This is a genomic window from Dyella sp., from assembly GCF_035486915.1.
Classification (GTDB): domain Bacteria; phylum Pseudomonadota; class Gammaproteobacteria; order Xanthomonadales; family Rhodanobacteraceae; genus Dyella_B.
The window spans coordinates 1-24,403 of record NZ_DATHMR010000025.1; the positions used below are offsets into that span (position 1 = coordinate 1).

Sequence of the window (24,403 nt, forward strand, 5' to 3'; positions counted from 1 at the left end):
CGACAACATGTGCAGCAGCACCAACGTCGTCATGCTGGCAGCCAGACCGATCGCCACCGTGACAACGGCCAGCGCAGTGCTTTTTGGGAAACGCCGCAACCCCAGCACGGCAAGCTCAAAACTGTAGCCAAACATGCGTCAAGTCACCCCCTCAATGACCACCCACTTTTACACCGAACGCGTCGCCACCACAGGTGGCACTGCCGCCGCGCGCAACGCAGGAGCGAGCACGGCGAGCTGCCCAAGCGCCCACAACACTATCGCCGCCACAGGAAGATAATAGAGCGGCAGGCGTGGCACTTCGTATTGCTCCATCAGCAAGAGATTGAGCGCCACCGCAAACACAACCCCGAGCAAAATACCTCCCGTGACGATGAGAAAATTCTCAGTCAAAAAGTAACGCAGGATGTCGCCGCGTGTGGCACCCACCGCGCGTCTGACACCAATCTGTTTGCGACGCTGCTGCACCCAGAAACTGGCGAGCCCCACGATGCCCAGTGCGGTCACCAGCATCAACACGAAAATCACGCCAAGCATCATGCCGACCATGATTCGGTCGTTATGGAAATATTGCTCGCGAATATCATTCAGCGTTCCACTGTTTTCATGATCGAACACGACATCCGGCGCAACCTTCTGCGTGACCAGCACAGCATCGCGGAAAACACGTTGAATGTCTTTCGGATCGGCATTCACCACATAACTTCCAGCCAATCCCTTTCCCGGTCTGGAAGGGATGAATGCAGAAAGCTCTCTTTCCATATCGTCATGGCCTTCGGGTTGCGGAACAACCAGATGGTCTACGACGCCCATGACGCGAAGGTGCGATGTGCAACACCAGAATTCCTTGCCCAAGGGATCGGTACCGGGCCATAGAGTATTGGCCAGTGAACGCGTAATGAGGACCGACGCGTCCGAAGGAGCGAATTGACTGACTGACTGATAGTCGTCGTCAGCGGGCATGCGGCCTTCGACAAGATGCAAATCCATCGCTCGCAAGGCTGCTGCATCACCGAGATACAGATCGACAACAGTCACGGTCGGATCTTGAGATGGATTGAGCGATATGCCGACGCGGCCAGACTGCGGCGTAAATGGCAGACTGTTGACGATACCCACCGATTTCACCCCCTGTATGCCGGACAAGCCGGCAACCATTCGGGCATTTATATCCTTCGCCTTCTCCGCATCGAAGCCGGTCACTGATACGAACGCGAGCGATTTTTCATTGACGCCACTCACCATGTGCATGGCATTGATGCGGTTGGCGATGAGAAAACATGCGTTGCACAACACGGCGCACGCCAGCGCAATCTCCAGCGCAATCAACAGGGTCGCCAAACGATGATGCTTTAGTGCAGCCAAAATCGGTTTGATTTGCATCGATGCACCCCCTAAAGCGTCTTCAATTGCAATGCGGGGGCGATACGACTGGCCCGCAACGCAGGCACCGCACCTGCCAGCAGGCTAACCGTGACGGCCAATACAAACGTCGTTGCAAACATCGCGACGTCCAGATGCGCCAGATCCGCATACTCAATGGGCTGCATCCTTATCAACGCCAAACCACCCAGCGTCAGCAGCAAGCCACCCGCTCCGCCAAGCAAACCAATCGCCCCGGCCTCGACCATACATTGTGCAAAGATTTGTTTGCGTGATGCGCCAAGCGCCCGCCGCACACCGATCTCACCGCCGCGACGCAGGAACTTCGCAAGTAGAAGCCCTATGGTGTTGAACAAGCAGATCGCCAGGAATGAAAGCGCCAACCACGTCTGCAAACGCACATCGCTTGGCACGACATGATTGAAGTCCAACCAATCCATCAGGCTGCGTAGACGCGTGTTGTCCGCATACTCGATGCGTCCAAGCGACTTTTGCTGAGCCGCGTAGCCAGCCAGGAATGTCCGATAGGCGGATGCTTTGGAGGCTGAATCCAACTCCACCCATAACCCGATCCATACGCATTGCGAGTCGACGAGATGTCCCGCAACTTTCGGAAGTTGCCAGCAGTTGAATTGCTGGAAATTTCCGTCATTGATCTCCAGGCCGCTGCTGAAAGGTGTAAATACGTCTTCAGTCTTAGAGTAATAGCTCGACGTTTGACCATGACTGTAGCGACCGGCCCTTACGTCGTAGAACTGAGGGCTTGGTCGCCAGGGTCTGAGCACACCGACAATGCGCATATCCGCATCGCGCATTCGTAGCATTCGCCCGACGCTGTTCGCGCCACCATAAAGCTTGTCATTGAGATCCGACGAAATAACGACCACCCGACTGTGATGCGCGTCATCGTCCGCAGTCCAGGGACCACCGTACCGAAAAGGCACATCGAACATCGAAAAGAAATCGGACGTCGTGGAGAGCATCGCTTCCATCAGTGCCGGCTGATTGAGATCCGGCACCAGCGTCTTGATGGCACTATTGACGATCAACGCCTGCCGATCAGCTTTTTTTGCGCCCCACAAATCAACGGCCGACCGATAATCCAACATGTCCGGCGGCTCGGCATGGCTGTAGGAAAGCTTTGGTATCGGATCGACTTGTGCATAAAACAGCACACTGCTCTTTTTGGGTATCGGGTCACCGGAAAGAAGATGCATGACCGTGAGCGTGGTCATGCTGGCCCCGATGCCAACCGCAATGGCGAGCACCATCAATGCCGTCAGCACCTTGTTGTGCTGCAGGCTTCTGATCGCCAGAGCAAGGTAATAACTGAACATTCCCTATTCCCTCATTCCGAAAATGGTGTTGCGGCACCTCAAAAAGTTTTCACACCGAACGTGTCGCGACGACGGGTGGCACGGCGGCGGCGCGCATGGCAGGCCCAAGCACAGCACACTGGCCGATCAGCCACAGCAACGCCGCGCCAACCGGCAGGTACATCACCGGCAAACGCGGCAGCTCGTAATGCACGATCAGAAAGAGATTGATGCCGTACGCCAACACCATGCCGACCACGATCCCCATCGTGGTCAGCAGGAAATTCTCGGTCTGAAAATAATTCAGGATGTTGCTACGTGTTGCACCCAGCGCGCGACGTACGCCAATGCTGTGATTTCGCTGGGACACCCAGAAACTTGCAAGCCCGACGATGCCCAGTGCGGTGATGATGAGCATGGCGATGCAAACGCCGACAAGAATGCCTGCCATGGCACGATCATTCTGGAAGAAGTCGCGACGATGCTGCTCCATGGTGCCCTTTTCCAGCACGATGCGATTAGGGTCCAGCGCCATCAGTTTTGCGACTGCCGTCTTCAGTACACTGTCGCGATCTTGTGGCGCCGTACGCATGACAAAAACCGACCCTTCTGCCGAGCTCTCTTGTATGGGCACTACCAGACTGTATTGAGCGCCTTTCGCCATCTGAAATTCACTGGGCCTCACCAATACTCCAACCACTCCCACAACAGTGAGGGGAACGTTTCTGCCTATATAGATTTGTTTCCCGAGCGCTTCCTGTCCTGGCCAGAGACGATCCGCCACGGCCCGAGAAACGATCGCCGGCGCTCGCTGATTGCCGAGGCCACCTTTATCCAGCTCCTCTGCGACTTTATATAGCGGCACGTATTCTTCGGGCCGAAAGTCGCGGCCTTCCACCAACTTCGCGCCAAGTACATGCAGCAAATCTTCGCCGTGGTACATCGCTGCGCTTAGCGTATCTTCTCGCTGATCGAGCGTTAACCTGAGGCCCACGTTATTGGAACCGCCGTCGAACGGCAGCTGGTCAATCAATGACGCGACTTGAACGCCCGGTATGCTGCGCAGGGCGGAAACATCGGCAGCTGCGCGTGCGGGCGCATCGGGGCGATCGCCGATATAGGCTGTCCTTACGTACACGATCTCCTGCTCTGCGACACCGCTGGGCACGTGCATGCTTTCCAGGCGCTGGTTAATCAGAAAGATAGCGTTGCAGATGATGGCGCACGTCAACGCAATCTCGAAAATAAGCAGGCACGCCGTGAATTTGTGACGCCGCAAGGTCATGAGTATCGGACGAATATCCATATCAATTCGCCTTCAATTGCAGTGCGGGAGGGACATGACATGCACGCCACGCCGGAAGCAAGCCCGCCGCCAGGCTTGCGCCAATCGCGAGCGCGAACGTCGCCAGCAGCATGGGCGTATCCATGTAAGCAAGCGGGGCATACTCGGCCGGCTGTTGTCGCACACACCACAACCCAAGCAGCGCCAGCAACAAGCCGAGAATGCCACCGGCGAAGCCGACGGTGGCCGCTTCGATCAACAGCTGCGCAAACAAGGCACGGCGGGATGCTCCGAGTGCGCGGCGCACACCCAACTCATTCGCGCGGCGCATGAACTTTGCCAGCATCAGACCCACGGTATTGATGAGACATACCGCGAAAAAACCCGAAGCAAGCCATGCCTGTAGAAGCGCATCGCTTGGAACAACTTTCTGGAATGCCAGCCATTGCATCATCGAACGAAGACGCACATTGGGTGCCCGCGTGAATCGCCCTAGTGCGCGCTGGTCTTCCGAGTAGTGCTCGAGAAATGCTTTGTAGTCGCTGACGCTCGCAGCACCGTCCAACTGCACCCAGAATTGCAACCACACGCACTGCGATTCCTCTAGATGATCTGGACCACCGTTACCGTTGCCCCAGCAATCGACCGAGCCGGCATGCTCCATGTGCGTCGCACGCGATGTGCTCAAGGGAACATAGATATCTTCATCGCTTGCATAGCTACCCATGTAGGGCTCGTAGAAGTGCGGGTTCGGGTGCCAGTTTCCCAACACACCAATGATGCGAAAATCCGCTCCCTGCAGTCGCAACGTTTCACCCACACTGTTCTTGCGCCCGAACAGCTTGTCGTTGAGTGCTGAACTGATAACGACGACATGCGCCTTGTCGTCATCCTCCGTGGTGCCCCAGGCATTGCCATACTTGAATGGCACGCCGAACATCGGGAAGAAGTCCTTGGTGGTGAACAACGCCACCGCCTGAAAGGGATCGATGCTCGATTGCGTGGGCTGCAACGGCACCATGCCACCGGTCATCAACGCCTGTCGTGCCGCACGCTTGGCATTCAACATGTTCATGCCATCGATCCACGTGACTTGCTCCGGCGGCTCCGCATTGGGAACGTACTTGCTGGCGTCCTGCGGGTCCAGTTGCGGGTAATAAATCGATGCGCTGCGCCCCGGCAATGGATCGCCGGAGAGCACATGAAGCACGGTGAGTGTTGTCATGCTTGCGCCAATACCCAACGCAATGGCAAGCACCATCAATGCCGTAAGCATGCGATTGCGTTTGAGCCCGCGCAATGCGAGATCGAGGTAATAGCCAAACATCAGACACTCCCCATCCGATGAACGTTGAGTTAGCGAATCGGCCTTATTACACCGTACGTGTCGCCACGACCGGCGGTACGTTCGCCGCGCGCATGGCGGGCACCAACACCGCCAGCTGCCCCAGCACCAGTACCGCGCCCAAACCGATCAGCACGTACCAGAAAGGCATGCTGGTCATTTCGAAATACTGGATCAGCGCGCGATTCAAACCTATGGCCAGCGCGATGCCAACGACGGCGCCTCCACCGGCAATCAAAAGATTCTCGAGCTGGAAGTAGTGCCGGATATCGATCTTGCGTGCACCCAACGCGCGGCGCACTCCGATCTGCCGATGACGCTGCCCGACCCAGAAGCTGGTCAGGCCGACGATGCCTGCGGCGGTGACGGCGAGCAGAATCAGACAAACCACGCCCATCAGCGCAGCCATGCCGATGTCGGCGCGATAAGCGTCGGCGCGAATGGCCGTAAATGACTTCACACTGTCATCGTCGAGTACGCGCATGGGATTGGACGCATACAGCGCGCCGGGTATGGCATGCATCACTGCATCCATCCGTCCCGGCTTGGTACGTACGGCGTATCGGGAATAATTGGCATTCAGGCGAAGCGGTTCGATCGTCGAGTTCCAGACGAACGTGCTGGCCCAAGTGCCATTGCTGGGAACTTGCAAGCGCGCGACAACGCCCACAATGGTGGTCGGCTTGGTGCCGCCATCGAGGTACATCGCCTTGCCGACAGCGCCTTGCGGAAATAATTTATCGGCAAGTTCTTTGGTCACGATCACCATGGAAGGCTCCGCCGGATCGCGGAAACCCTTGTTGGTGACGTCGCCAGCCGTGAAATTGCGGCCAGCGACCAGCTGCAGACCCAGCGTCTGCAGGAAGTTTTCGTCGCCAAAGTAATACGTGCTGCGTGCATCGCCTTTGATGAGATCCGAACCCGGCTTCGTCGCAACAGAGCCATTCCAGCTACTGTCGAGCAATGGCAAGGAGTTGGAGGGCGTGACAGAGACGACATCCGGCAACGCGCGCAAGGCTTGGATATCTTCACGCTGCAATTCATCGAGCTTTTGGATGCTGGCCGGATCGTCGCCGCTCGGCGCACCGACCCATTGTTGGCTCACCAGAATCAGATTGGATTCGTCCATCCCAGTCGGACGATTCACTTTCTCGACGCGCGAATAGATGATGAAAACCGCGTTGCAGACAATCGCGAGCGTCAACGCGATCTGCATGGCGATGAGTACGACGCCCGATTTGTGTTTGCGCAAGGCAGCAATCATGGGATGCAAGGACATGGCGTCACTCCTCAATTCGATTTGAGCTGCAGCGCGGGTTGCACGCGCGACGCTCGCCAGGTGGGATAGAGGCCCGCCAGCACCGTCGCGATTACGGCGACAATCAGGGTCAGGATCAATAAACTGAAATCCATGCGGGCAAGCGTTGCTATCTCTTTCGGGAGCACCCACGTCACGCTCTTGACACCCACCCACGTCAGCAGCAAGCCAAGCAATCCGCCTGCCGTTCCAACAATGCCAGCCTCGGTCAAAAACTGCGTATAGATTGCAGTGCGAGGTGCGCCCAACGCCCTGCGCACGCCGATTTCCGAACTGCGACGCAGGAACTTCGCCAGCAACAAACCAGCAGTGTTCACAAGGCACACAATCAACAATCCAAGCGCAACCACCAGCGACACTTGCGTGTCGCTCGGCGCGACATGCTCGACTTTCAACCATGCCGGCAGATCGCGCAGGCGGTTATTCACGGGCCAGCTGAAGCGCCCCGCCTCTTTCTGCTCGCGGTAATAACCGTCGAGGTAATCTTTATAGGCGGCGACATCCGCCTTTTCGTCCAGCTCAACCATGTACGCAATCCACACGCAGGTCGATTGCTGCAGACCAACGAAACCCGAGCCCTTGGGCATCTCATCGCAATTAGTATTGCCGTCATTGGTCATACCGACGTCGATGGCCCGACGGAAAGGAACAAAAACGTCCTCGAAGTCGGTGGTGAAACCACCCGTGTTCACTACATCGAAAAAGACAGGCTTGGGCGCCCAGTTGTCGAGCACGCCGGCGATGCGATAGTCCTTGCCTTCGATATCGAGCGTTTTACCCACGCTGTTGGCGCCACCAAACAGTTTCTGGTTGAGTTTGCTGCTGATCACTACGACGGCCGCGCTTTGCGTATCGTCACTGGCGCTCCAACCGCTGCCGTATTGGAAAGGTACGTCGAGCATCGGGAAGAACTCGCTGTAGACAGCGTGTCCCCCGACGTTGATCGGATGCATGCCGCGATCGGGTGGAATGACGGAGGGCGAGATGTGATACATCGCCGACTGGTATTTGGCGCGATGCGCGCGCATGAGGGCGACAGCGTCGTTGTAATCCATCGCCTCCGGCGGTTCGTTGTCACTGCCGCCCTGACGACCCTTCGGCCCCCAGACATCGATCTGCGGCACGAACAGCTTGGATGATTTCCAGGGAATCGGATCGCCCGATACGGCACGAAACACGGAGTAAGTCGTCATGGAAGCCGCCACGCCGAAGCCAATGGCCAGCACCATCAACATGGTCAAGCCTGGACTTCGCTTGAGACTGCGTACTGCCAGATCGATGTAATAGCCCAACATGGGGCACCTCCGTCCGTTGATTGATGATCCTCTTGCGAGGACTTCTTCTTGATTCAAACCGATCGCGTTGCTTCCACCGGCGGCACGCGCGATGCGCGCAACGCCGGCGCCAGCACAGCGCCCTGCCCCAGCAGCAGCAGCACAACGGCGCCGACGAGCAGATACATGCCCGACAAGCGCGTGACCCCGTACTGCGTCACCATCCACAGGTTGATACCGATAGCCAACAACGTACCGACAACGATTCCGCCCATGCCGATCAGCATGTTCTCGGTCATGAAGTAACTGAGAATGTCGTTGCGCGTTGCGCCCAGCGCGCGCCGAATGCCGATCTGCCGGCGACGCTGGCCTACCCAGAAACTGGTGAGACCGACAATGCCGGCGGCAGTGATCGCAAGCAGTACCACGCTCACGATGCCCATCAGAATGGCCATGCCGTAGTCGCGCTCATAAGCCTTGGCGCGAACCTGCGCGAAGGTCATCTCGCCGTCGTCCGGATCGAAAATGCGCATGCGGCTTTGCGCGATTAATGTTTTCGGGACATCGCGCATTGCCGCGGCCAACTGCCCTGGCCGCGCCCGAATCAGGTAGTGCACATAACCGGTACCCACCTCTCGCATGGGCACCAGAATGGCGTTATATGCATAAGCGTTATCATCGCTGTCCATCATGTGCGATTGCAGCGTGTCAGTGATGCCGACGATCGTCGAAGGCGTGTTGTTATTGCTGGCGTAGATCTCCTTGCCGAGTGCGTCCCCATTCGGAAATAGCACCTTCGCCAGATCCTTGCTGACGATGACGGCAGGCCAACCCTTCATATCCTGAATCGTGAGCGACTGTACTTCGTCGGGCGTAAAGTTGCGCCCCGCAATCAGTTTCACACCCAAGGTACCCAGTGTGTGGTCATCCGCCAGATAGACCGCCGAGTCGGTCGTCATGTGGATCTGATCGGGCTTCATGCGGACGTAGTTATCCCAACCGGCGCCGTGCAAAGGAAAGCTGTTGAGCGCCGTTGCGTCCTGCACGCTACCGAGCTGACGCAACGCAGCCAGGTCCGCCTTGATTTGCGCATCGATGTTGTTGTTGGAAGAGTTGTCCGCCCAATCGGACGTTATGACGAACAGATTCGACTCTGTCACGCCCGAGGGGCGACTGACGCGGGCAATGCGCTCATGAATGATGAAAAGCGCGTTGCACACGATCGCCAACGTCAGGGCGATCTGGAATCCAATCAGAATGGTACCGGCCTTGTGGCGGCGCATCGCGGCGAGTATGGGTTTGATCTGCATCGTCGTCGCCTCAGTTCGATTTCAGTTGCCAGGCCGGCTGTACTTGCGCGGCACGCCATGTCGGATAGAACGCGGCGATCACCGTCGCCAACACCGACACAATGAGCGTAGTGAGCAACAGCGACACATCGACATGCGCCAGGCGCGCAACATCCGGCTCGAACAACAAGCCGATGCCCTGCATTCCCACGATCGTCAGCAGCAGACCCAGCACGCCGCCAGCCAGCCCGACAGTAGCCGCCTCCATCAGAAATTGTGCGTAAACCTCGCGACGCGTCGCACCGAGCGCACGGCGCACCCCTATCTCCGACGACCGTCGCATGAATTTGGCAAGCAACAGGCCAATCGTGTTGACCAGGCAGATGACGAAGAAACCGATCGACACGAACAATGAAATACGGCTCTCGGCAGGCACCACTTTTTCGTGGTCCAGCCACTCGGTCACGTTACGCAGACGTACGTTCGGCGCCCACTGGAAGCGCCCCGCGCGTTGCTGTTCGGCCGAATACGCGGTGAGAAATTCTTTATAACGCTGCGCGTCGGCCGGTGTCGGCAATTCGGCCCAGAACGGTATCCATGCGCATTCGCGATGCAACCATTGTTCATCGCTCGTGAAGCGCATTGGGGCGCCACCGCAATTGTTGCGCCCCGACATACCGACGTGCACGTCGATAGCGCGATTGACGCCAATATACACTTGCGAAGGGTTAGCAAACTCCATGTTGTCGTAGACGTCGTAATAGCGAGGCTTTGGATCCCAGTGCTCCGTCACGCCGACGATGCGGTACGTGCGCATGTCCAGCGTCACGTCGCGCCCGACGCTGTTGGCGCCACCGAACAACCTCTGATTCAGTTCCTCACTGATTACCGCAACCGCTGCATGCGCGTCATCATCCGCATTCGTCCAAGGCGATCCGTATTTGAACGGCACGTCGAACATGGTGAAAAAGTCGGCGGTGGTGGCGTACCCGAATGCCGTACTCGGTAAATCGTTGGGGTTTTGCGGAAGCACCGAAGGCGAGATGTCGTAAAGCATGGTCTGATGCGGCGCCTTGTGGGCCTGCATCAGCGCGACAGCATCGGTGTAGTTGAGCGCATCCGGCGGTTCATTGCCCGGCTCGTTGTATTGCGGGCCGCGATTGTCGATTTGCACGTTGTAAAGCTGGCTGGATTTCCACGGTATCGGGTTGCCCGATACCACGCGAAACACCGACCAGGTAATCATCGAAGCGGCCACGCCAAACGCAATTGCCATCACCATCAATGCAGTGAGTACGGGGTTGCGGCGCAAGCTACGCCATCCCAGCCCAAGGTAGTAAGTAAGCATGCTCATGCCGGACGCGTCGCCTCGATCGGTGGTACGCGCGAGGCGCGCAATGCAGGGGCGAACACCGCACCCTGGCCCAACAAAACCAGCGTCACCATGCCGCCCAATACATACGTCAGCGGCAGGAATCCCAGCGAGAAGGTTTGCACCAGCCAAAGATTGAGCCCGAACGCCAGCACGATGCCGATAGCGATCCCACCCATGCTGATGAGCAGGTTCTCGGTAAGGAAGTAATGCAGGATGTCACGATGCGTTGCACCCAGCGCGCGCCGCACGCCAATCTGCCGCCGCCGTTGCCCAACCCAGAAACTAGTGAGTCCGACGATGCCAGCGGCGGTGATCGCAAGCAGTACCGCGCAGATAATGCCCATCAGAATGGCCATACCACGATCGCGTTCGAAGGCTTCCTGGCGAATCTGTTGATAATTGACCAGACCGTCTTTCGCGGGAAACATGCGCATGCGGTTTTCCGCATACAAGGCTTTGGGCGCCTCGCGCATCGCATCGGCGAGTTGGCCGGGCTTGGCGCGAATGACATAGAACACACCCATCGGATCGGCCATCCGCAGCGGCCAGATCAGCGACTGGCCCGTATACGGAGCGCTCCACGCGGACACATCCTGACGATGCAACGTATCGACGATGCCAATGATGGTGGTCGGCGTGCTACTCATCGAATAAAACGACTTGCCCAGCGCATCGCCCTTTGGAAACAGCCTGTCGGCGAGGGTTTTGCTGACGATGGTCACCGGCGGAATGGTGGCTTCACGCAAGCCCAGGTCACGCACTTCATCGGGGTTGAAGTCGCGCCCGGCAATCAACTTCAGGCCAAAGGTACGCAAGAAGTGTTCATCACCCGCGTAGACCGCCGCATCGGTGGTCTTGTCGACCTGATCGGGCTTCATGGTGATGAAGTTATCCCAGCCGCCACCACGCAACGGGTAACCGTTGGTCGGCGTAGCGTCGGCCACGCTCGGCAGCTGCCGCAGCGTAATCATGTCTTGCTGGATCTTCGCCGCTGCCTGTTGCTTGGTGTACTGCTCGCCCCACAGGTTGGCGATGGCGAACACGTTGGGTTCATCCACACCAGTCGGCTCGGCAATATGCGCCAGGCGTTGATGGATGATGTACAGCGCGTTGCATACAATCGCCAACGTCAGCGCAATCTGCAAAGCAATTAGCACGGTACCGGCCTTATGCCGGCGCAGCGCGGAAAGAATCGGCTTAATCTGCATCACGACGACTCCCTCGCCTCAGTTGGACTTCAATTGCCAGGCAGGCTGCACCTGCGCAGCACGCCATGCCGGATAGAACGCGGCCGCCACCGCAGCAAGCACTGACATCAGCAGCGTCAATGCGACCAGCGATAGATCCAGATGCGCCAGTTGCGCGATTTCCTCATCGAACAGAAGTGTTACCGCGCTCATGCCTATGGCCGTCAATAGCAAGCCGAGCAAGCCACCGGCGATACCGACGGATGCAGCCTCCAGCAGATACTGTGTATAAATTTCCCGTCGTGTCGCACCAAGCGCACGGCGCACGCCGATCTCGCCAGCACGACGCATGAACTTGGCCAACAGCAGGCCAATCGTGTTGACCAGGCAAATCAGGAAGAAGCACAACGCTACGATCAGCGAGATACGACTCTCCGGCGGAACGACGTTCTGTTGCGTGAGGAATTCCATCACATCGAGCAGACGGATATTGGCCGGCCAACCGAAACGTCCCGCGTGCTGCTGATCCGTCGCGTAACTGGTCAGGAATTGCCGGTATTGCTCCACGTCCTTGGCCGTATTCAACTCCACCCACGGCATCAGCCACACGCAATTGCTTTGCAGCCACTGATCCCAGCCGGTGAAAGTCAGATTGCCGCGACAACTGTTGCGCCCGGACGAATCGACATGCAGATCAAGCATGCGATTGAGCAACACGTAGAAGTCCGGCGATTCGGAAAATCCGTCTTCGCCCCATGCGGCGTAGAAACGCGGCGCAGGATTCCAATGCCGTGCTACGCCGACGATACGATAGGCATTGTTGCCAAGCATGATTTCCTTGCCCACGCTGTTAGCGCCGCCGAACATGCGTTGATTGAATTCCTGAGTCAGAACGACGTCAGCAGCACGATGATCGTCTTCATCGGCATTCCAGCCGGAGCCGTACAGAAACGGCACCTCGAACATTGGGAAGAAATCGCCTGTTACACCATAACCGGAGGCAGACGACGGCACGCCATCGGCATTCTGTGCCAGCGCCGACAGCATCACCGGATAAATCAACGTTTGACGCGACGCTTTGTGTGCACGCATCAACGCCATCGCGTCCACATAGTTGAGCGCTCCGGGAGGCTCACCTTTTTCGTTCTGCTGCGGCCCCCAGCTGTCCACCTGTGGTGCAAACAGCTGTGAGGATTTGTTCGGAATCGGGTCATCCGACACTGCTCGAAACACCGAGTACGTGATCATCGACGCGGCCACGCCAAATCCGATGGCCATCACCATCAATGCGGTGAGCATGGGGTTGCGCCGCAGGCTGCGCAGGCCAAGTTGGAGGTAGTAGGCGATCATCGGATCGTGGCTCGTCCATATCGGTTGGATGCAATGGCGAGAGTGTCCCCTCGCCCCCGCCCTCTCCCCGCATGGGGAGAGGGTGCTCACGCATCAGCCGCGGATTTGTCCGGCTGCTGCGGTGTAGGCCGTGTGGAAGCGCGGATCTTCGGCGAGATCCACCACCTGACCGTCGATGATGTGCACGTTGCGCTGTGCGCGTGCGGCGAGTTCCGGATCATGCGTCACCATGACGATGGTGGCGCCTTCGCGATGAATTTCTTCCAGCAGTTCCAGCACGCCACGAGCCATTTGCGTATCGAGGTTACCGGTCGGTTCGTCGGCCAGGAGCAAGCGCGGCGTACCGGCCAGTGCGCGTGCAATGGCGACACGCTGCTGCTGACCGCCGGAGAGTTCTGCCGGATAGTGCTTGGCGCGCGAGGCTAGGCCCACGCGATCGAGCGCATTCATGATGCGCTCCTTGCGCTCGGCCGCTTTCATGCCGCGATAGCGTAGCGGCACTTCGACGTTGTCGAACACGTTCAGATCGGGAATGAGATTGAACGCCTGGAAGATGAAGCCGATCTTTTCATTGCGGATCTTCGAGCGTGCGTTGTCGTCGAGCTGGCTCACTTCGATGCCGTCGAGGTGGTATTCGCCACCGGTGAACGTTTCGAGCAAACCAGCAATCGTGAGGAACGTTGTTTTGCCCGAACCGGACGGACCGGTGACGGCCACGAACTCGCCCTCTTTCACGTCGATGTTGAAGTCGCGAAGTGCGTACGTCTCCACCACTTCGGTGCGGTAAACCTTAGACAGGTGAGTCATCTTCAGCATGGTTGTGTCCTTCAGTTGAGTTTTTTGCCCCTCCCGCGGTTCTGCGAGAGGCTGGGAGGGGGTGAAGGCTTGTCGTCATGCGACTCACCCCACCCCAGCCCTCCTCTGCGTACACAGAGGAGGGAGTAATCGTCAGCGGCTGATCACGACCCGCTGCGCGCCTTTAAAGTTGTCGGTACCGGAGATCACGATGTTGTCGCCTTCTTTCAGACCATCGAGGATCTCGACTTTGTCGATGCTGCTTTCGCCCACGCGTATCGTCGTCTTGGTGGCGATGCCGTCGTTGACGATGTAGGCATAGCTGCCACCGGATTCGTCGACAAACGAACCGCGCTGCACAGTGAGCACGTTCTCGCGGTGATCCAGAAGGATGCGCACGGACAAGCGCTGGTTCTGACGCAGCTGCTTGGGCGTGCTGCCATCGAAGCGCACACGAGCAGACACTTCGCCGTTGACGACTTCCGGCGAAATGGCGCTCACAATGCCTTTCCATACGTTGTCGTTGCCGCTGATCTCACCTGACATGCCAATGGCAAGATCGCGCGCGAAGCTTTCGGGCACTTTCACTTCCACTTCGAGTGCGGACAGATCGATCACGCTGAGCAGCTGCGCATCTTTCGCAACGGTGGCGCGCTCGGCGATAAAGAGCTGACCGACCTGACCATCGACCGGCGAACGCACATTGAGGTCATCGACCTGACGCTGCAGATCTTTCACCAACAAGACCTGGCGATCATGTGCGAGTTTCTTCGCCTGAATATCGAAGGTGCCGCTATTGTTGTTGAGGTTCAGATCAGCCTGGGCGTGCTGCAGCGCGATGTCCGCTTTTTCGACGGAGTCCTTGGCACGATCGACATCCATCTCCGGTACGCCGCCCTGTGAGAACGCTTTCTGATAACGATCCAGATCGCGTTTAGCGGTTTGATCGTCGATCTTGGCGTTGTCGTACGCCTTTTGCATCTGCGAGGTTTGCATACGCGCGGCGTTCTGCGAGCGCATGTAATCCACTTGCATCGCATCGGCGTTGGATTCTTCCTGCGCAAGCTTGTTGACGAGTTCGGGACTGTCGATGACTGCGAGAACTTCGTCCTTCTTGACGTTGTCGCCTGCGTGCACCTTCAACACGACAGCACCGCCGTAAGTAGCGTAGAGCGTGGGACTGACGGCAGCGACCACCTGGCCTTCCGCCGCGATATCGCGAATGAAGGGGCCGCGCTGCACAGTGGCGAAGGCCAATCGCGAAGCGCTCACCGAGGAATCGGCTGAAAACAGTCGCGCAATGCCCGGCGCAAAAATCGCCAGCACAATGACAGCCGCCACGCCACTGCCAATCCAGAGCAGTTTCTTCTTGCGGCTTGGCTTGACGTTGATCAGTCGGTCCTGGGCCGAGGTGTCGCGAATCATGGGGTTGTCCTTGGCCGCGGACAGTGCGGCCTCACACCCGATATCAGCAATCTGCGTGCCAGCCTGCGCACATCCGATTACTTACGCGTTATCAAGCACTTATGTGCAGCACCCTGAGATACATCACTGTCCGCGGACACCGGGCGGACAGCTGGACGGGCGGCGTGGACACGCCTCTATCGATGCAAGGATACGGACTCGGCGTGCGCGATATGCGCTGCAACACGATGGCCGAGCGGAGAGAGTTCGGCGTGGGCATTGCCTTGGAGCACGATCAGGCCGGCAAACTCGCGCAGACGAAAATTCACGACGCTTGCGCTATCGGCCCGGAGTAACGGCGCATTCGCTGAAACGGGAGATTGAAGTGGCGACTCGTGCATCGCCATCAAGGCTTCCCAGGCGAGATAATCGGTATCGGGAAGCAAATGCAAACGCGCACGCGGCCGACCGAAACGATCCATGCAATCAAGCCATTCGCGCGGACCGTCTCCGGTCACCGCGCTCGTCGCCATCAGCCAACGAACATCCAGCAACGGTGCAAGCGTTCGTTCGGTGACAAGCAACCCGGGTGGCAGTGCATCGGTGATTACTTGTGCCAACGTGTTGTGCAGATAAAGCACGCTGCCCAGGCTCGGCAGTTTATGCATCAATACATGCGGTGAAATGTGGCGAATGCGTTGCGATAAAACGGTACGCGGCGCATGCCGGCAACGCAGCGATGAAGGCGTGGTAAGCCAGCCGAACATAACGATCTCCCGATTGAAGACCCAGCTGGCGCAGATGTGCTGGCGAACAGGTATGGATTGAAATTCCCTTCTCGCCTCGCGAGAAGGTGCCGGCAGGCGGATGAGGGTTCGGCAGCAACGCCGCTTTCAACCCTCCCGCATTAGCCGTTACATCACTTAGTCAAAATCAACTTCCCATTCCGCGTAAGCCGCAAGTGATATTCACTACCAAGATGCTGAATCACCAATTCGCGTTCCCCCGCAAGCAACCGCTGGCTGGAAATGCGCCGCACGGGGGATACGGACGGCGCCACGGCCTCCACAGCCGACAGCATCGGCGGTTGCGATGGGCGGGAAAGGGTTAGCGTGCTTGCAGTCATGGCGCGACTCCGTCGTCTGGGTGACGATCAAATGATAATGATTCTCATTTAATAGTCAAGCAGCGACGAGAGTCAGGCCAGGGAGCCTTCGATCCGTTCTTTCAAGGCCGCATCGAACCGCGGCAGAAGATCCAAAGCACCCAGGTTTTGCTCCAGCTGTTCGCGCCGGCTGGCACCGAGCAAAACCGTCGAGACATGCGGATTGGTCAGACACCATGCGATGGCCAGCTGCGCCGGCGTGGTGCCCAACTCCGTGGCGATGACCGACAGCTGCTTCACTTTCTCGACGCGGCTCCCGTTTTCGCCCAGCACCATGTCGCGCAACCATTCGTAGCCCGGTTGCGTGATGCGCGAACCCTGCGGCACACCCTCGCTGTATTTACCGCTCAACAAACCCGATGCCAACGGTGACCAGATGGTGGTGCCCATGGCGTAACTTTCGTAGAGCGATGCGTATTCCTGCTCCACACGTTCGCGATGCAACAGGTTGTATTGCGGTTGCTCCACCACGGGCGCGTACATGTGCATGGCATGGGCGATGCGATGCGCTTCGTGAATCTCCGCCGCAGACCATTCGCTCGTGCCCCAGTACAAGACCTTGCCCTGGCGAATCAGCGTATCCATCGCTGCAACGGTTTCGTCGATGGGTGTTTCAGGATCGGGGCGATGACAGAAATAAAGATCCAGATGCCCTACGCGCAAACGTTCAAGCGCCTGGTGACAGGCTTCGATCACATGCTTGCGCGAGAGACCGCGCTGCGTGGGCCGCGGTTTCTCTGCCGAACCGAAGTACACCTTGCTCGATACGCAGTAGCTATCGCGCGGGAAACGCAGATCGGCGAGTACGTCTCCCATCAAACGCTCGGCATCGCCGTGGTTATACGTTTCTGCGTTATCGAAGAAATTGATACCGCGGTCCCACGCCAGCGCCATCAGCTCGCGCGCATCGGAGCGGCCCACCTGGCGTCCGAACGTCACCCACGCGCCGAAGGACAACGCGGACAACTGCAGGCCGGTGCGGCCAAGGCGGCGGTATTGCATGGAAATCTCCCTAGTTGTGACAGCACCTATCGAGCGCTGGAGACCATCGATGATGATTGAGGCGCCGTAAAAGCAGGCGCCCTCGCAAAGGTTACTACCTGTGCGAGGGCGCGATGTCACAAATTTGTGGACGAACCACCTGCTGAGTTTGAAGTGGTCACTGCACCGTAAAATCGGTAACCGTGCTGTCAAGAGAGTTACCCTGGTTTTGCATGTGCAGCGTCACCGCTACTCCATACTTTTCCAGATAAGCGAACGTCAGTTTGTTCGTCACCATGCCATTGTTGTCGATAGCCTGGCAGTTGAGCTCCAGTGCCTGTCCCTGGATCGACGCATTCAACTGCGACGCGCTGTAACGTTTGCCGCTGTCGCAAATGACCTGGCCCGGATCGGCAAACGTGGCCTGACCCGCCGCGCCATACAAATAGGCGAAGCCGATATGGCCATCCGTCTTCGTATCGAAATGGAGTACCTTGCGCGCCTCGATCACCGGCGAAAGCGTGCTCTTGTCGGCCGGTACGTTCTGCGTCATGAACGGAAAATAGCCGCGATACATCAGATCGAATCGCGTCGTCGCAGCGGCACCGCGCGCCTGCGCGTTTTCCTTTCGGCGCACCAGACCGTGACCGGCGTTTTCAAGGGTCACTTCGACCGTATAGACACCACCGGAATTACCCTGACTGGTCGTTGTGACCTGATCGCGCGTATGCAAGACGATCCTGTTGAACGACACGGGATTCAGATTCGCATTGATGACCGCACTCTTTACATCGGGATTGAGTGCGTCTGCACTGAAATGCTGCGAAAAATAATCGGCAGCAGAGTTCGATGCGTCGCTCGGCGGCGGTGCCGCAGCTTGATCGGCTGCCTGTGCATGGCAGTTTGAACTGGCGTATCCGGCGATGAGCAACGGGACCAGCGCTAAAGCGAAAAACTTGTTCTTCGATGCAAAGCCCATGACCCATCCTCTTAACGCACGATGCGCGTCGCCAAACATCTTCCTTAAAACCATCGGCGAGAACAAGCCACACTCTGTGGCCGCAACGCAGAGGCTTCAGATTGAACGTCACTCGCCATTTCTTGCGGTAACGACACGCGCTAGATAGGCCGCAGGATCGCCCAGAGTACGACCGCGGCGAAAACCCCGGCAATGACATCGTCGACCATCACGCCCAAACCGCCTTTGAGGTGACGATCGAACCAGCGGATCGGCCATGGTTTCCACACGTCAAACAGGCGAAATAGCCCAAAGCCCACAACAACGGCCCACCACGGGGCGAGCAGCGCAGGCAAAAGTGCGATCCACTGGCCGATGAATTCGTCCCATACAAGACTGCGATGATCGTCGACGCCCACTGCCCGGCCCGCTACATCGCATGCCCAAACGCCGATGAAGAAACCAACGACGATGACGAGCAAATTGATGGGCAGCGATAAGTGACGCAACAACAACCACGGAAGAATGGCTGCGAGCGAACCGAACGTGCCCGGCGCCTTCGGCGCAAGACCCGAACCGAAACCGCATGCCAACCATCCCGCTGGCGTGGACAAGAGTGCGCGACGTTGCTCGGCGGTGAGTGTCTTGGCGTCACTCATGATGCGAAGTGATCCCAGCCACGGTGCGTAAGCTCCAGCGGCTTTCCATCCGCATGACGCACGCTCACGCTATTGCCTTCCACGACGCGGCCAATCTTCGTCGCACCACAACCAAGCCGCGCGAGATCCGCCTGCACCGCGGCAATGTGCCGGGTCGGTACGGTGAAGCAGAGCTCGTAGTCGTCGCCACCGCTCAATGCGAAATCTCGCGACGTTGCCTCGTCAAAAAGATCCAGCAGCGCGGAAGAACGTGGAAGCAACGACGCGTCGATCTCAGCACCTACACCGCTCGCTGTGCAGATATGACCGAGATCGGCAAGCAAGCCATCGGAAACATCGATGCACGCGGTGGCGTGACCACGCAAAGCCAAACCGGCCGCAACGCGCGGCGTTGGACGATTCAGGCGTTCGATGAGGAAATGCGACCTGGCGTCGTTATCGCCGTGCTTTTTCAGAAGCTGCAAGCCGCCCGCTGCATCGCCCAGCGTGCCAGTGACGAAAATCGCATCACCCGGCTTTGCTCCGTCACGCAGAAGTGCTTTGCCGGGTGGCACGAAACCGTGCACGGCAACGCTGATCGTGAGTACACCGCGCGTTGTGTCGCCGCCCACTAATGCAAGGCGATAGGACTGCGCCAGTTGCGCAAATCCTGTGGCGAAATCGTCGATGAAATCGGGATCGGCCTTGGGCAGTGTCATGGCGAGAAGCGCCCATGCGGGCGTGGCGCCCATCGCTGCGAGGTCGGAAAGATTGACGGCCAACGACTTCCAACCGATGTCCGCTGCACGCGTGTCCCGCGGAAAATGCACGCCTTCGACCATCGTATCGATCGCTACCGCCAATTCCTGTCCTGCTGGAACGGAAACGAGCGCGGCATCGTCGCCGATTCCCAAACGCACATCGTCACGCCCTTGCGCGGTGCGCTCACGAATGCGATCGATAAGGGAAAATTCCATGGCGGATGGGTGTTAGCGATGAGGAAATGCGCAGGTCCGTGAGCGTGAGACGGCAGGACGTTCAGCGCTGTTCCGCTAACCGGCCCCGGGTCCGCGTTTTTCTACCACACGCAGTTGCGCGGCGAGTTTGTCCAGTACACCGTTGACGTAGCTGTGCCCGTGATCGGCACCGAAACGCTTGGTCACTTCGATGGCTTCGTTGATGATCACGCGATAGGGAACGTCCGGCCGATACTTCAATTCGTAAGCGGCCAGACGCAACGCAGCGCGTTCGATCGGATCGATCTGCGCAACATCGCGATCGATGTATGGCTTGAGCGCTTCGTCGATCGCTTCGACGTGTTTGTCCACGCCGTGCAACAGATCTTCGAAGTACTCCAGGTCCGCCACTTCCATATCCTGTTCATGGCGGAACTGATCGATCACCGATTTCATCGAGCTGCCGCTCATCTGCCACGCGTACAGCGCCTGCAGCGCACGGCGACGTGCGCGCGAGCGTGCGGCGAGATCGATGCCTTCGGGACGTTGATTCATTACAGCTGTCCGTACAGGTTGACCATTTCCAGCGCGGCGATGGCAGCGTCGGCGCCTTTGTTGCCGGCCTTGGTGCCGGAGCGCTCGATCGCCTGCTCGATGGTATCGGTGGTCAGCACGCCAAATGCGACCGGCACGCCCGAGCTATAAGCCGCGCTCGCAAGGCCCTTGGCGCATTCGCCTGCGACGAAATCGAAGTGCGGGGTGGAACCACGAATGACGGCACCCAACGCGATGACGGCTGCGTATTTTTCGGAGTTAGCGAGCTTGTGCGCAGCCAGCGCAATCTCCCAGGCGCCCGGTACGCGGATCAAATCGATGGCATCGTCTTTCACGCCGTGACGTACCAGCGCATCACGCGCACCGGCTACCAGCGGTTCGACGACGAATCCGTTGAAACGGCCGGCGACGATGGCAAAACGGCCTTTGGGCGTGGCGAAATCGCCTTCGATGGTCTTCATGATGCGTGGATTCCTTTGAACGGGCGGGCCCGTGCGAGCCCGGTATTTTACGGGTTTGGGTAGGAGCGTGCTCGAAATCAGGTCATCGGCGGCTCAAGCGGCCGCCGCAAATGGGGATAACCGCTGAAATCCAGGCTGGCGCGGCGCCCGACCACCCTCAGCCGCGCGGGCACGCCGAACGGCAGGGTGAACTTGTCGGGGTCGTGACCGAAGGGCATGCCCGAAAGCACCGGGATGCCCACGATGCGGCGAATCTGGGCAAACCCATCCGCCAGGTCATAGCCGTTGTCGTAGGTGGTGGGCCGGCATTGGGTGAAGTCGCCCAGAATCAGCGCCCGTTGCCGTCCCAATACCCCCGACAGATGCAGCTGATAAAGCAGGCGTTCGATGCGAAACGGCGGCTCGCCCACGTCTTCGATGAACAGGATGCCGCCTTCGATGTTCGGAAAATACGGTGTCTGCAACAAGCTGCAGATCATCGCGAGGTTGCCACCCCACAGCGGCCCATGGACATCGCACTCGACCGCGTCGCCGCAATCCCAGCTCGCGTTGCCGTGCGGTGCGCTCAACGTGCGCCAGAAGTGACGCCAGGTAAGCGGACTCAATTGCGACGGACCAAAATCCGGACCGAGCATCGGACCGCCGAACGTGACCACACCGCTCTTCGCATACAACGCCATCTGCAATGCGGTGAAATCACTGTGACCAACGATAGCGATGGACTGACCCGCGAGACGCTCGCGCAACGCGCCGTAGTGCACGCCTTCGAGCAGACGCGTCGCGCCATAACCGCCGCGGATGGATAACACGATGTCCGGCAACGTATCGGACGTTGCCAGCGCGTTGATATCCGCAAGACGCTGCGCATCGCTTCCTGCGTAGCGCAGCTCGGTGCGATCGAGTACATCCAGACCATCGACTTCACAACCCGCCTCGCGCAGACGTTCCACGCCACGCGTCATCGCATCGCGATTGTGCGGATAACCCGAAGGGGCGATCAGACGAACGCGACAGGATGGATCGGCCTTCATGGTCATGAGTTCTCCTGGATGGGCATGATTTACGGAGCGATATGCGCCGCCGCGACGCGTGCCTGACCGTTCAACACGAAGTCGCGCGAGGAATGGCCCACCTGAATCGGATAGCTGCCTGCAGCAACTTGCCATTGACGTCCAGGCACATCGAACGTCGCAAGCAAACGCGGATCGATCGTCACCGTGACCGTCGTGCTCTGCCCCGGCTGCAACGTAACTTTCTCGAAGCCGACCAGACGACGCGGTGCTTCGCCACTACCCGCAGGCATGCCGACGTAAACCTGCGGCGTATCCATACCCGTACGCTGACCGCTATTGGTGACCTTGAAACTTACCGTGACGCGATCGCCTTGTGCGTTCACGTGCAGATCGCTGTAACCGAACTTGCTGTACGAAAGACCGAAGCCGAATGGGAACAACGGCTGCAGATTCTTTTCGTCGTACCACTTGTAGCCGACCGCGGCACCTTCGATGTTGTAATCGACGTCCTGAGCATTGGTCAGTTGCGGACGCGGCAGTTGTTGTTCGTCTTGCGGGAACGTAACCGGTAAACGGCCCGACGGATTCACTTTGCCGGTAAGTACCGCTGCAATCGCCTCACCACCGCCCGCGCCGGGGAACCATGCTTCGACGACAGCGTTAACCTTGGACAGCCACGGCATCTTCACCGGGCCACCGTTTTCCAGCACGACAACGGCATGCGCATTGGCAGCGCTGACCGCATCGATAAGTGCATCCTGACCGTTCGGCAGAGAAAGATTCGGCACGTCGAAGCCTTCGCACGTCCATTGCGTGGCGAAAACAATGGCGATGTCCGAGGACTTCGCCAATGCTGCCGCGCGGGCCGGATCGCTGCCGTCGTCATAGCGTACGGTCACACCCGGCAACAGCTTCTGCAGCGACTTCATCGGGGATGTCGGGTCGTAAACCATCCATTGCCACACGGCTTGCCCGGGCGGTTGCGATGCCGGAATGGCTGGCCCGCCGATCGGCCACACCTGTGCCGAACCGCCGCCCGAAAGCACACCGACATCCGCATGACCACCGATAATGGCGATGCTCTTGACGCTGTTGTTCAACGGCAGCTGCGACTGCTCGTTCTTCAGCAACACGATCGCCTGCTCTTCCGCACGCTGCGACACCAATGCATCGGCGCTTGCATTCAGCGGCTTGACGACCGGCGGATCTTCGAACAATCCACCGGCGTACATGGCTCGCAGAATGCGATGCACCATATTGTCCAATCGACTGACCGGCACGGTGCCTTTCGCGAGAGCATCCATCAACGGCTTGCCAAACGTTTCGGCCGAATTGCCCAGACTGTCGCCGGAAACCACATCGATGCCGGAGACCTGATCCACGCCTGCGAGCGCATCGTTGACGCTGTGGTCGCCGCCCCAGTCGGTCATCACCCAGCCCGGATACTTCCAGTCGCCTTTGAGAACGTCGTTGAGAAGATGGCCGTTGGAGCAATCCCAAACGTTGTTGACCTTGTTGTAGCCGCACATCACCGATGCGGGATGACCGCCCTCGATGGCCAGCTCGAACGCCAGCAGATCCGATTCGCGCATCGCACGTTCGTCGATGTTCGAGCTGACTGTCAGGCGATTGGTTTCCTGATCGTTCAATGCGTAATGCTTGATGGTGGAAAGCACGTGACGTGACTGAATACCGCTGATTTCCCCCGCATCGATACGCGAGGCAAGCAACGGATCTTCGCCGAGGTATTCGAACGTGCGGCCATCGCGCGGTTCGCGCGTCAGATTGATGCCGCCCGCAAGCAACATGTTGATGCCTTGCGAATGCGCTTCGCCCGCAATCATGCTGCCGCCTGCGAAGGCGATCTTCGGATTCCACGTCGCCGCTATACCAAGCGTCGAAGGCAGCGGCGTTGCGTTCCCCGCCTCACCGCGTACATGCAGTGGCTGGCCGTTTTTGTCCTTGCTGGTCGGATAATTCTGGACGCCAATGCCTGCATCGTTTTCCTGCAGTGCGGGAATACCCAGTGACGGCAGCGCAGGAACATAACCGGCCGTGCCGATACCGCCTGGCGGCTGTTTCTCGATCATGGTGTTGTAGCTCTGCACCATGTGATGCTTGTCGTCCAGCGACATGCGTTTCACCAGCTGGTCCGCGCGCTGGTCGGGCGTAAGCGAAGTGGACTGTTGCGCGATAGCACTCGACATGCAGGCCAGCGATAGTGCCGTAAGGCATATCGTTCGTGCCTGCTTGCGTCCGACTGGCAAATCCGTGACTTTCATCTCAACCTCGCATGGGCGGAACAAAACGTGACACAGAGCATGCCATGAAGAAGGTGTTTGTTGCGGCAAATGG

22 protein-coding genes are annotated in these 24,403 nt (G+C 58.5%); all 22 read right to left on the reverse strand.

All coding sequences use genetic code 11. The annotated features are described in order from the left end of the window. Positions 1-168 precede the first annotated feature (168 nt). The 22 genes from VK725_RS02655 to VK725_RS02760 all read right to left on the reverse strand — a co-directional run bounded on the left by VK725_RS02655 (position 169) and on the right by VK725_RS02760 (position 24,330). Positions 169-1,383 (reverse strand): ABC transporter permease, encoded by a 1,215-nt coding sequence (locus VK725_RS02655; protein WP_325316511.1) that lies wholly within the window; start codon positions 1,381-1,383, stop codon positions 169-171. 11 nt (positions 1,384-1,394) lie between these two features. Further along, positions 1,395-2,720: an ABC transporter permease gene (locus tag VK725_RS02660; RefSeq protein WP_325316512.1), complete on the reverse strand. Its 1,326-nt coding sequence runs from the start codon at positions 2,718-2,720 to the stop codon at positions 1,395-1,397. A 49-nt stretch (positions 2,721-2,769) separates the two neighbouring features. After that, positions 2,770-4,005 carry an ABC transporter permease gene (locus tag VK725_RS02665; RefSeq protein ID WP_325316513.1) on the reverse strand — a complete coding sequence of 412 codons (1,236 nt, stop codon included), beginning with the start codon at positions 4,003-4,005 and terminating at the stop codon, positions 2,770-2,772. 1 nt (position 4,006) lies between these two features. Continuing rightward, positions 4,007-5,311, reverse strand: a complete 1,305-nt coding sequence (locus tag VK725_RS02670; protein ID WP_325316514.1) for an ABC transporter permease — start codon at positions 5,309-5,311, stop codon at positions 4,007-4,009. Between the two features lie 46 nt (positions 5,312-5,357). Continuing rightward, positions 5,358-6,608, reverse strand: coding sequence for an ABC transporter permease (locus VK725_RS02675; protein WP_325316515.1), 1,251 nt, complete (start codon positions 6,606-6,608; stop codon positions 5,358-5,360). Positions 6,609-6,619: 11 nt separating this feature from the next. Beyond that, complete coding sequence (locus tag VK725_RS02680; RefSeq protein WP_325316516.1) at positions 6,620-7,942, reverse strand: ABC transporter permease; 1,323 nt, start codon at positions 7,940-7,942, stop codon at positions 6,620-6,622. Positions 7,943-7,995: 53 nt separating this feature from the next. Next, positions 7,996-9,231: an ABC transporter permease gene (locus tag VK725_RS02685; protein ID WP_325316517.1), complete on the reverse strand. Its 1,236-nt coding sequence runs from the start codon at positions 9,229-9,231 to the stop codon at positions 7,996-7,998. Between the two features lie 10 nt (positions 9,232-9,241). Beyond that, on the reverse strand, positions 9,242-10,558 hold the full coding sequence (locus VK725_RS02690; RefSeq protein WP_325316534.1) for an ABC transporter permease: 1,317 nt from the start codon (positions 10,556-10,558) through the stop codon (positions 9,242-9,244). A gap of 2 nt (positions 10,559-10,560) precedes the next feature. Further along, entirely contained in the window at positions 10,561-11,793 is a 1,233-nt protein-coding gene (locus tag VK725_RS02695) for an ABC transporter permease (protein ID WP_325316518.1), read from the reverse strand. 18 nt (positions 11,794-11,811) lie between these two features. Continuing rightward, entirely contained in the window at positions 11,812-13,122 is a 1,311-nt protein-coding gene (locus VK725_RS02700; RefSeq protein ID WP_325316519.1) for an ABC transporter permease, read from the reverse strand. A 93-nt stretch (positions 13,123-13,215) separates the two neighbouring features. Further along, a complete protein-coding gene (locus tag VK725_RS02705; protein WP_126673282.1) occupies positions 13,216-13,938 on the reverse strand; it encodes an ABC transporter ATP-binding protein in 723 nt (240 codons plus the stop codon). Between the two features lie 132 nt (positions 13,939-14,070). Beyond that, the gene (locus tag VK725_RS02710; protein ID WP_325316520.1) at positions 14,071-15,342 is read right to left on the reverse strand and encodes an efflux RND transporter periplasmic adaptor subunit; all 1,272 of its coding nucleotides are present in this window, start codon (positions 15,340-15,342) and stop codon (positions 14,071-14,073) included. A 176-nt stretch (positions 15,343-15,518) separates the two neighbouring features. Further along, the gene (locus VK725_RS02715) at positions 15,519-16,088 is read right to left on the reverse strand and encodes a hypothetical protein (protein ID WP_325316521.1); all 570 of its coding nucleotides are present in this window, start codon (positions 16,086-16,088) and stop codon (positions 15,519-15,521) included. Positions 16,089-16,240: 152 nt separating this feature from the next. Next, positions 16,241-16,447: a hemin uptake protein HemP gene (hemP, locus tag VK725_RS02720; RefSeq protein WP_414648437.1), complete on the reverse strand. Its 207-nt coding sequence runs from the start codon at positions 16,445-16,447 to the stop codon at positions 16,241-16,243. A 72-nt stretch (positions 16,448-16,519) separates the two neighbouring features. Continuing rightward, positions 16,520-17,488, reverse strand: coding sequence for an aldo/keto reductase (locus VK725_RS02725; RefSeq protein WP_325316522.1), 969 nt, complete (start codon positions 17,486-17,488; stop codon positions 16,520-16,522). 157 nt (positions 17,489-17,645) lie between these two features. After that, on the reverse strand, positions 17,646-18,446 hold the full coding sequence (locus VK725_RS02730; protein ID WP_325316523.1) for a hypothetical protein: 801 nt from the start codon (positions 18,444-18,446) through the stop codon (positions 17,646-17,648). Positions 18,447-18,586: 140 nt separating this feature from the next. Next, on the reverse strand, positions 18,587-19,084 hold the full coding sequence (locus tag VK725_RS02735; RefSeq protein WP_325316524.1) for a phosphatidylglycerophosphatase A family protein: 498 nt from the start codon (positions 19,082-19,084) through the stop codon (positions 18,587-18,589). After that, positions 19,081-20,040, reverse strand: a complete 960-nt coding sequence (gene thiL, locus VK725_RS02740) for a thiamine-phosphate kinase (protein WP_325316525.1) — start codon at positions 20,038-20,040, stop codon at positions 19,081-19,083. The genes VK725_RS02735 and thiL overlap by 4 nt, the downstream gene beginning before the upstream one ends. A 75-nt stretch (positions 20,041-20,115) precedes the next feature. Beyond that, positions 20,116-20,574 (reverse strand): transcription antitermination factor NusB, encoded by a 459-nt coding sequence (gene nusB, locus VK725_RS02745; protein WP_325316526.1) that lies wholly within the window; start codon positions 20,572-20,574, stop codon positions 20,116-20,118. Further along, the gene (ribE, locus tag VK725_RS02750) at positions 20,574-21,035 is read right to left on the reverse strand and encodes a 6,7-dimethyl-8-ribityllumazine synthase (protein ID WP_325316527.1); all 462 of its coding nucleotides are present in this window, start codon (positions 21,033-21,035) and stop codon (positions 20,574-20,576) included. Before ribE ends, nusB begins: the two co-directional genes overlap by 1 nt. A gap of 77 nt (positions 21,036-21,112) precedes the next feature. Next, a complete protein-coding gene (gene ldcA, locus VK725_RS02755) occupies positions 21,113-22,072 on the reverse strand; it encodes a muramoyltetrapeptide carboxypeptidase (protein WP_325316528.1) in 960 nt (319 codons plus the stop codon). A 23-nt stretch (positions 22,073-22,095) separates the two neighbouring features. Continuing rightward, complete coding sequence (locus tag VK725_RS02760) at positions 22,096-24,330, reverse strand: beta-glucosidase family protein (RefSeq protein ID WP_325316529.1); 2,235 nt, start codon at positions 24,328-24,330, stop codon at positions 22,096-22,098. Between the last annotated feature and the right edge of the window lie 73 nt (positions 24,331-24,403).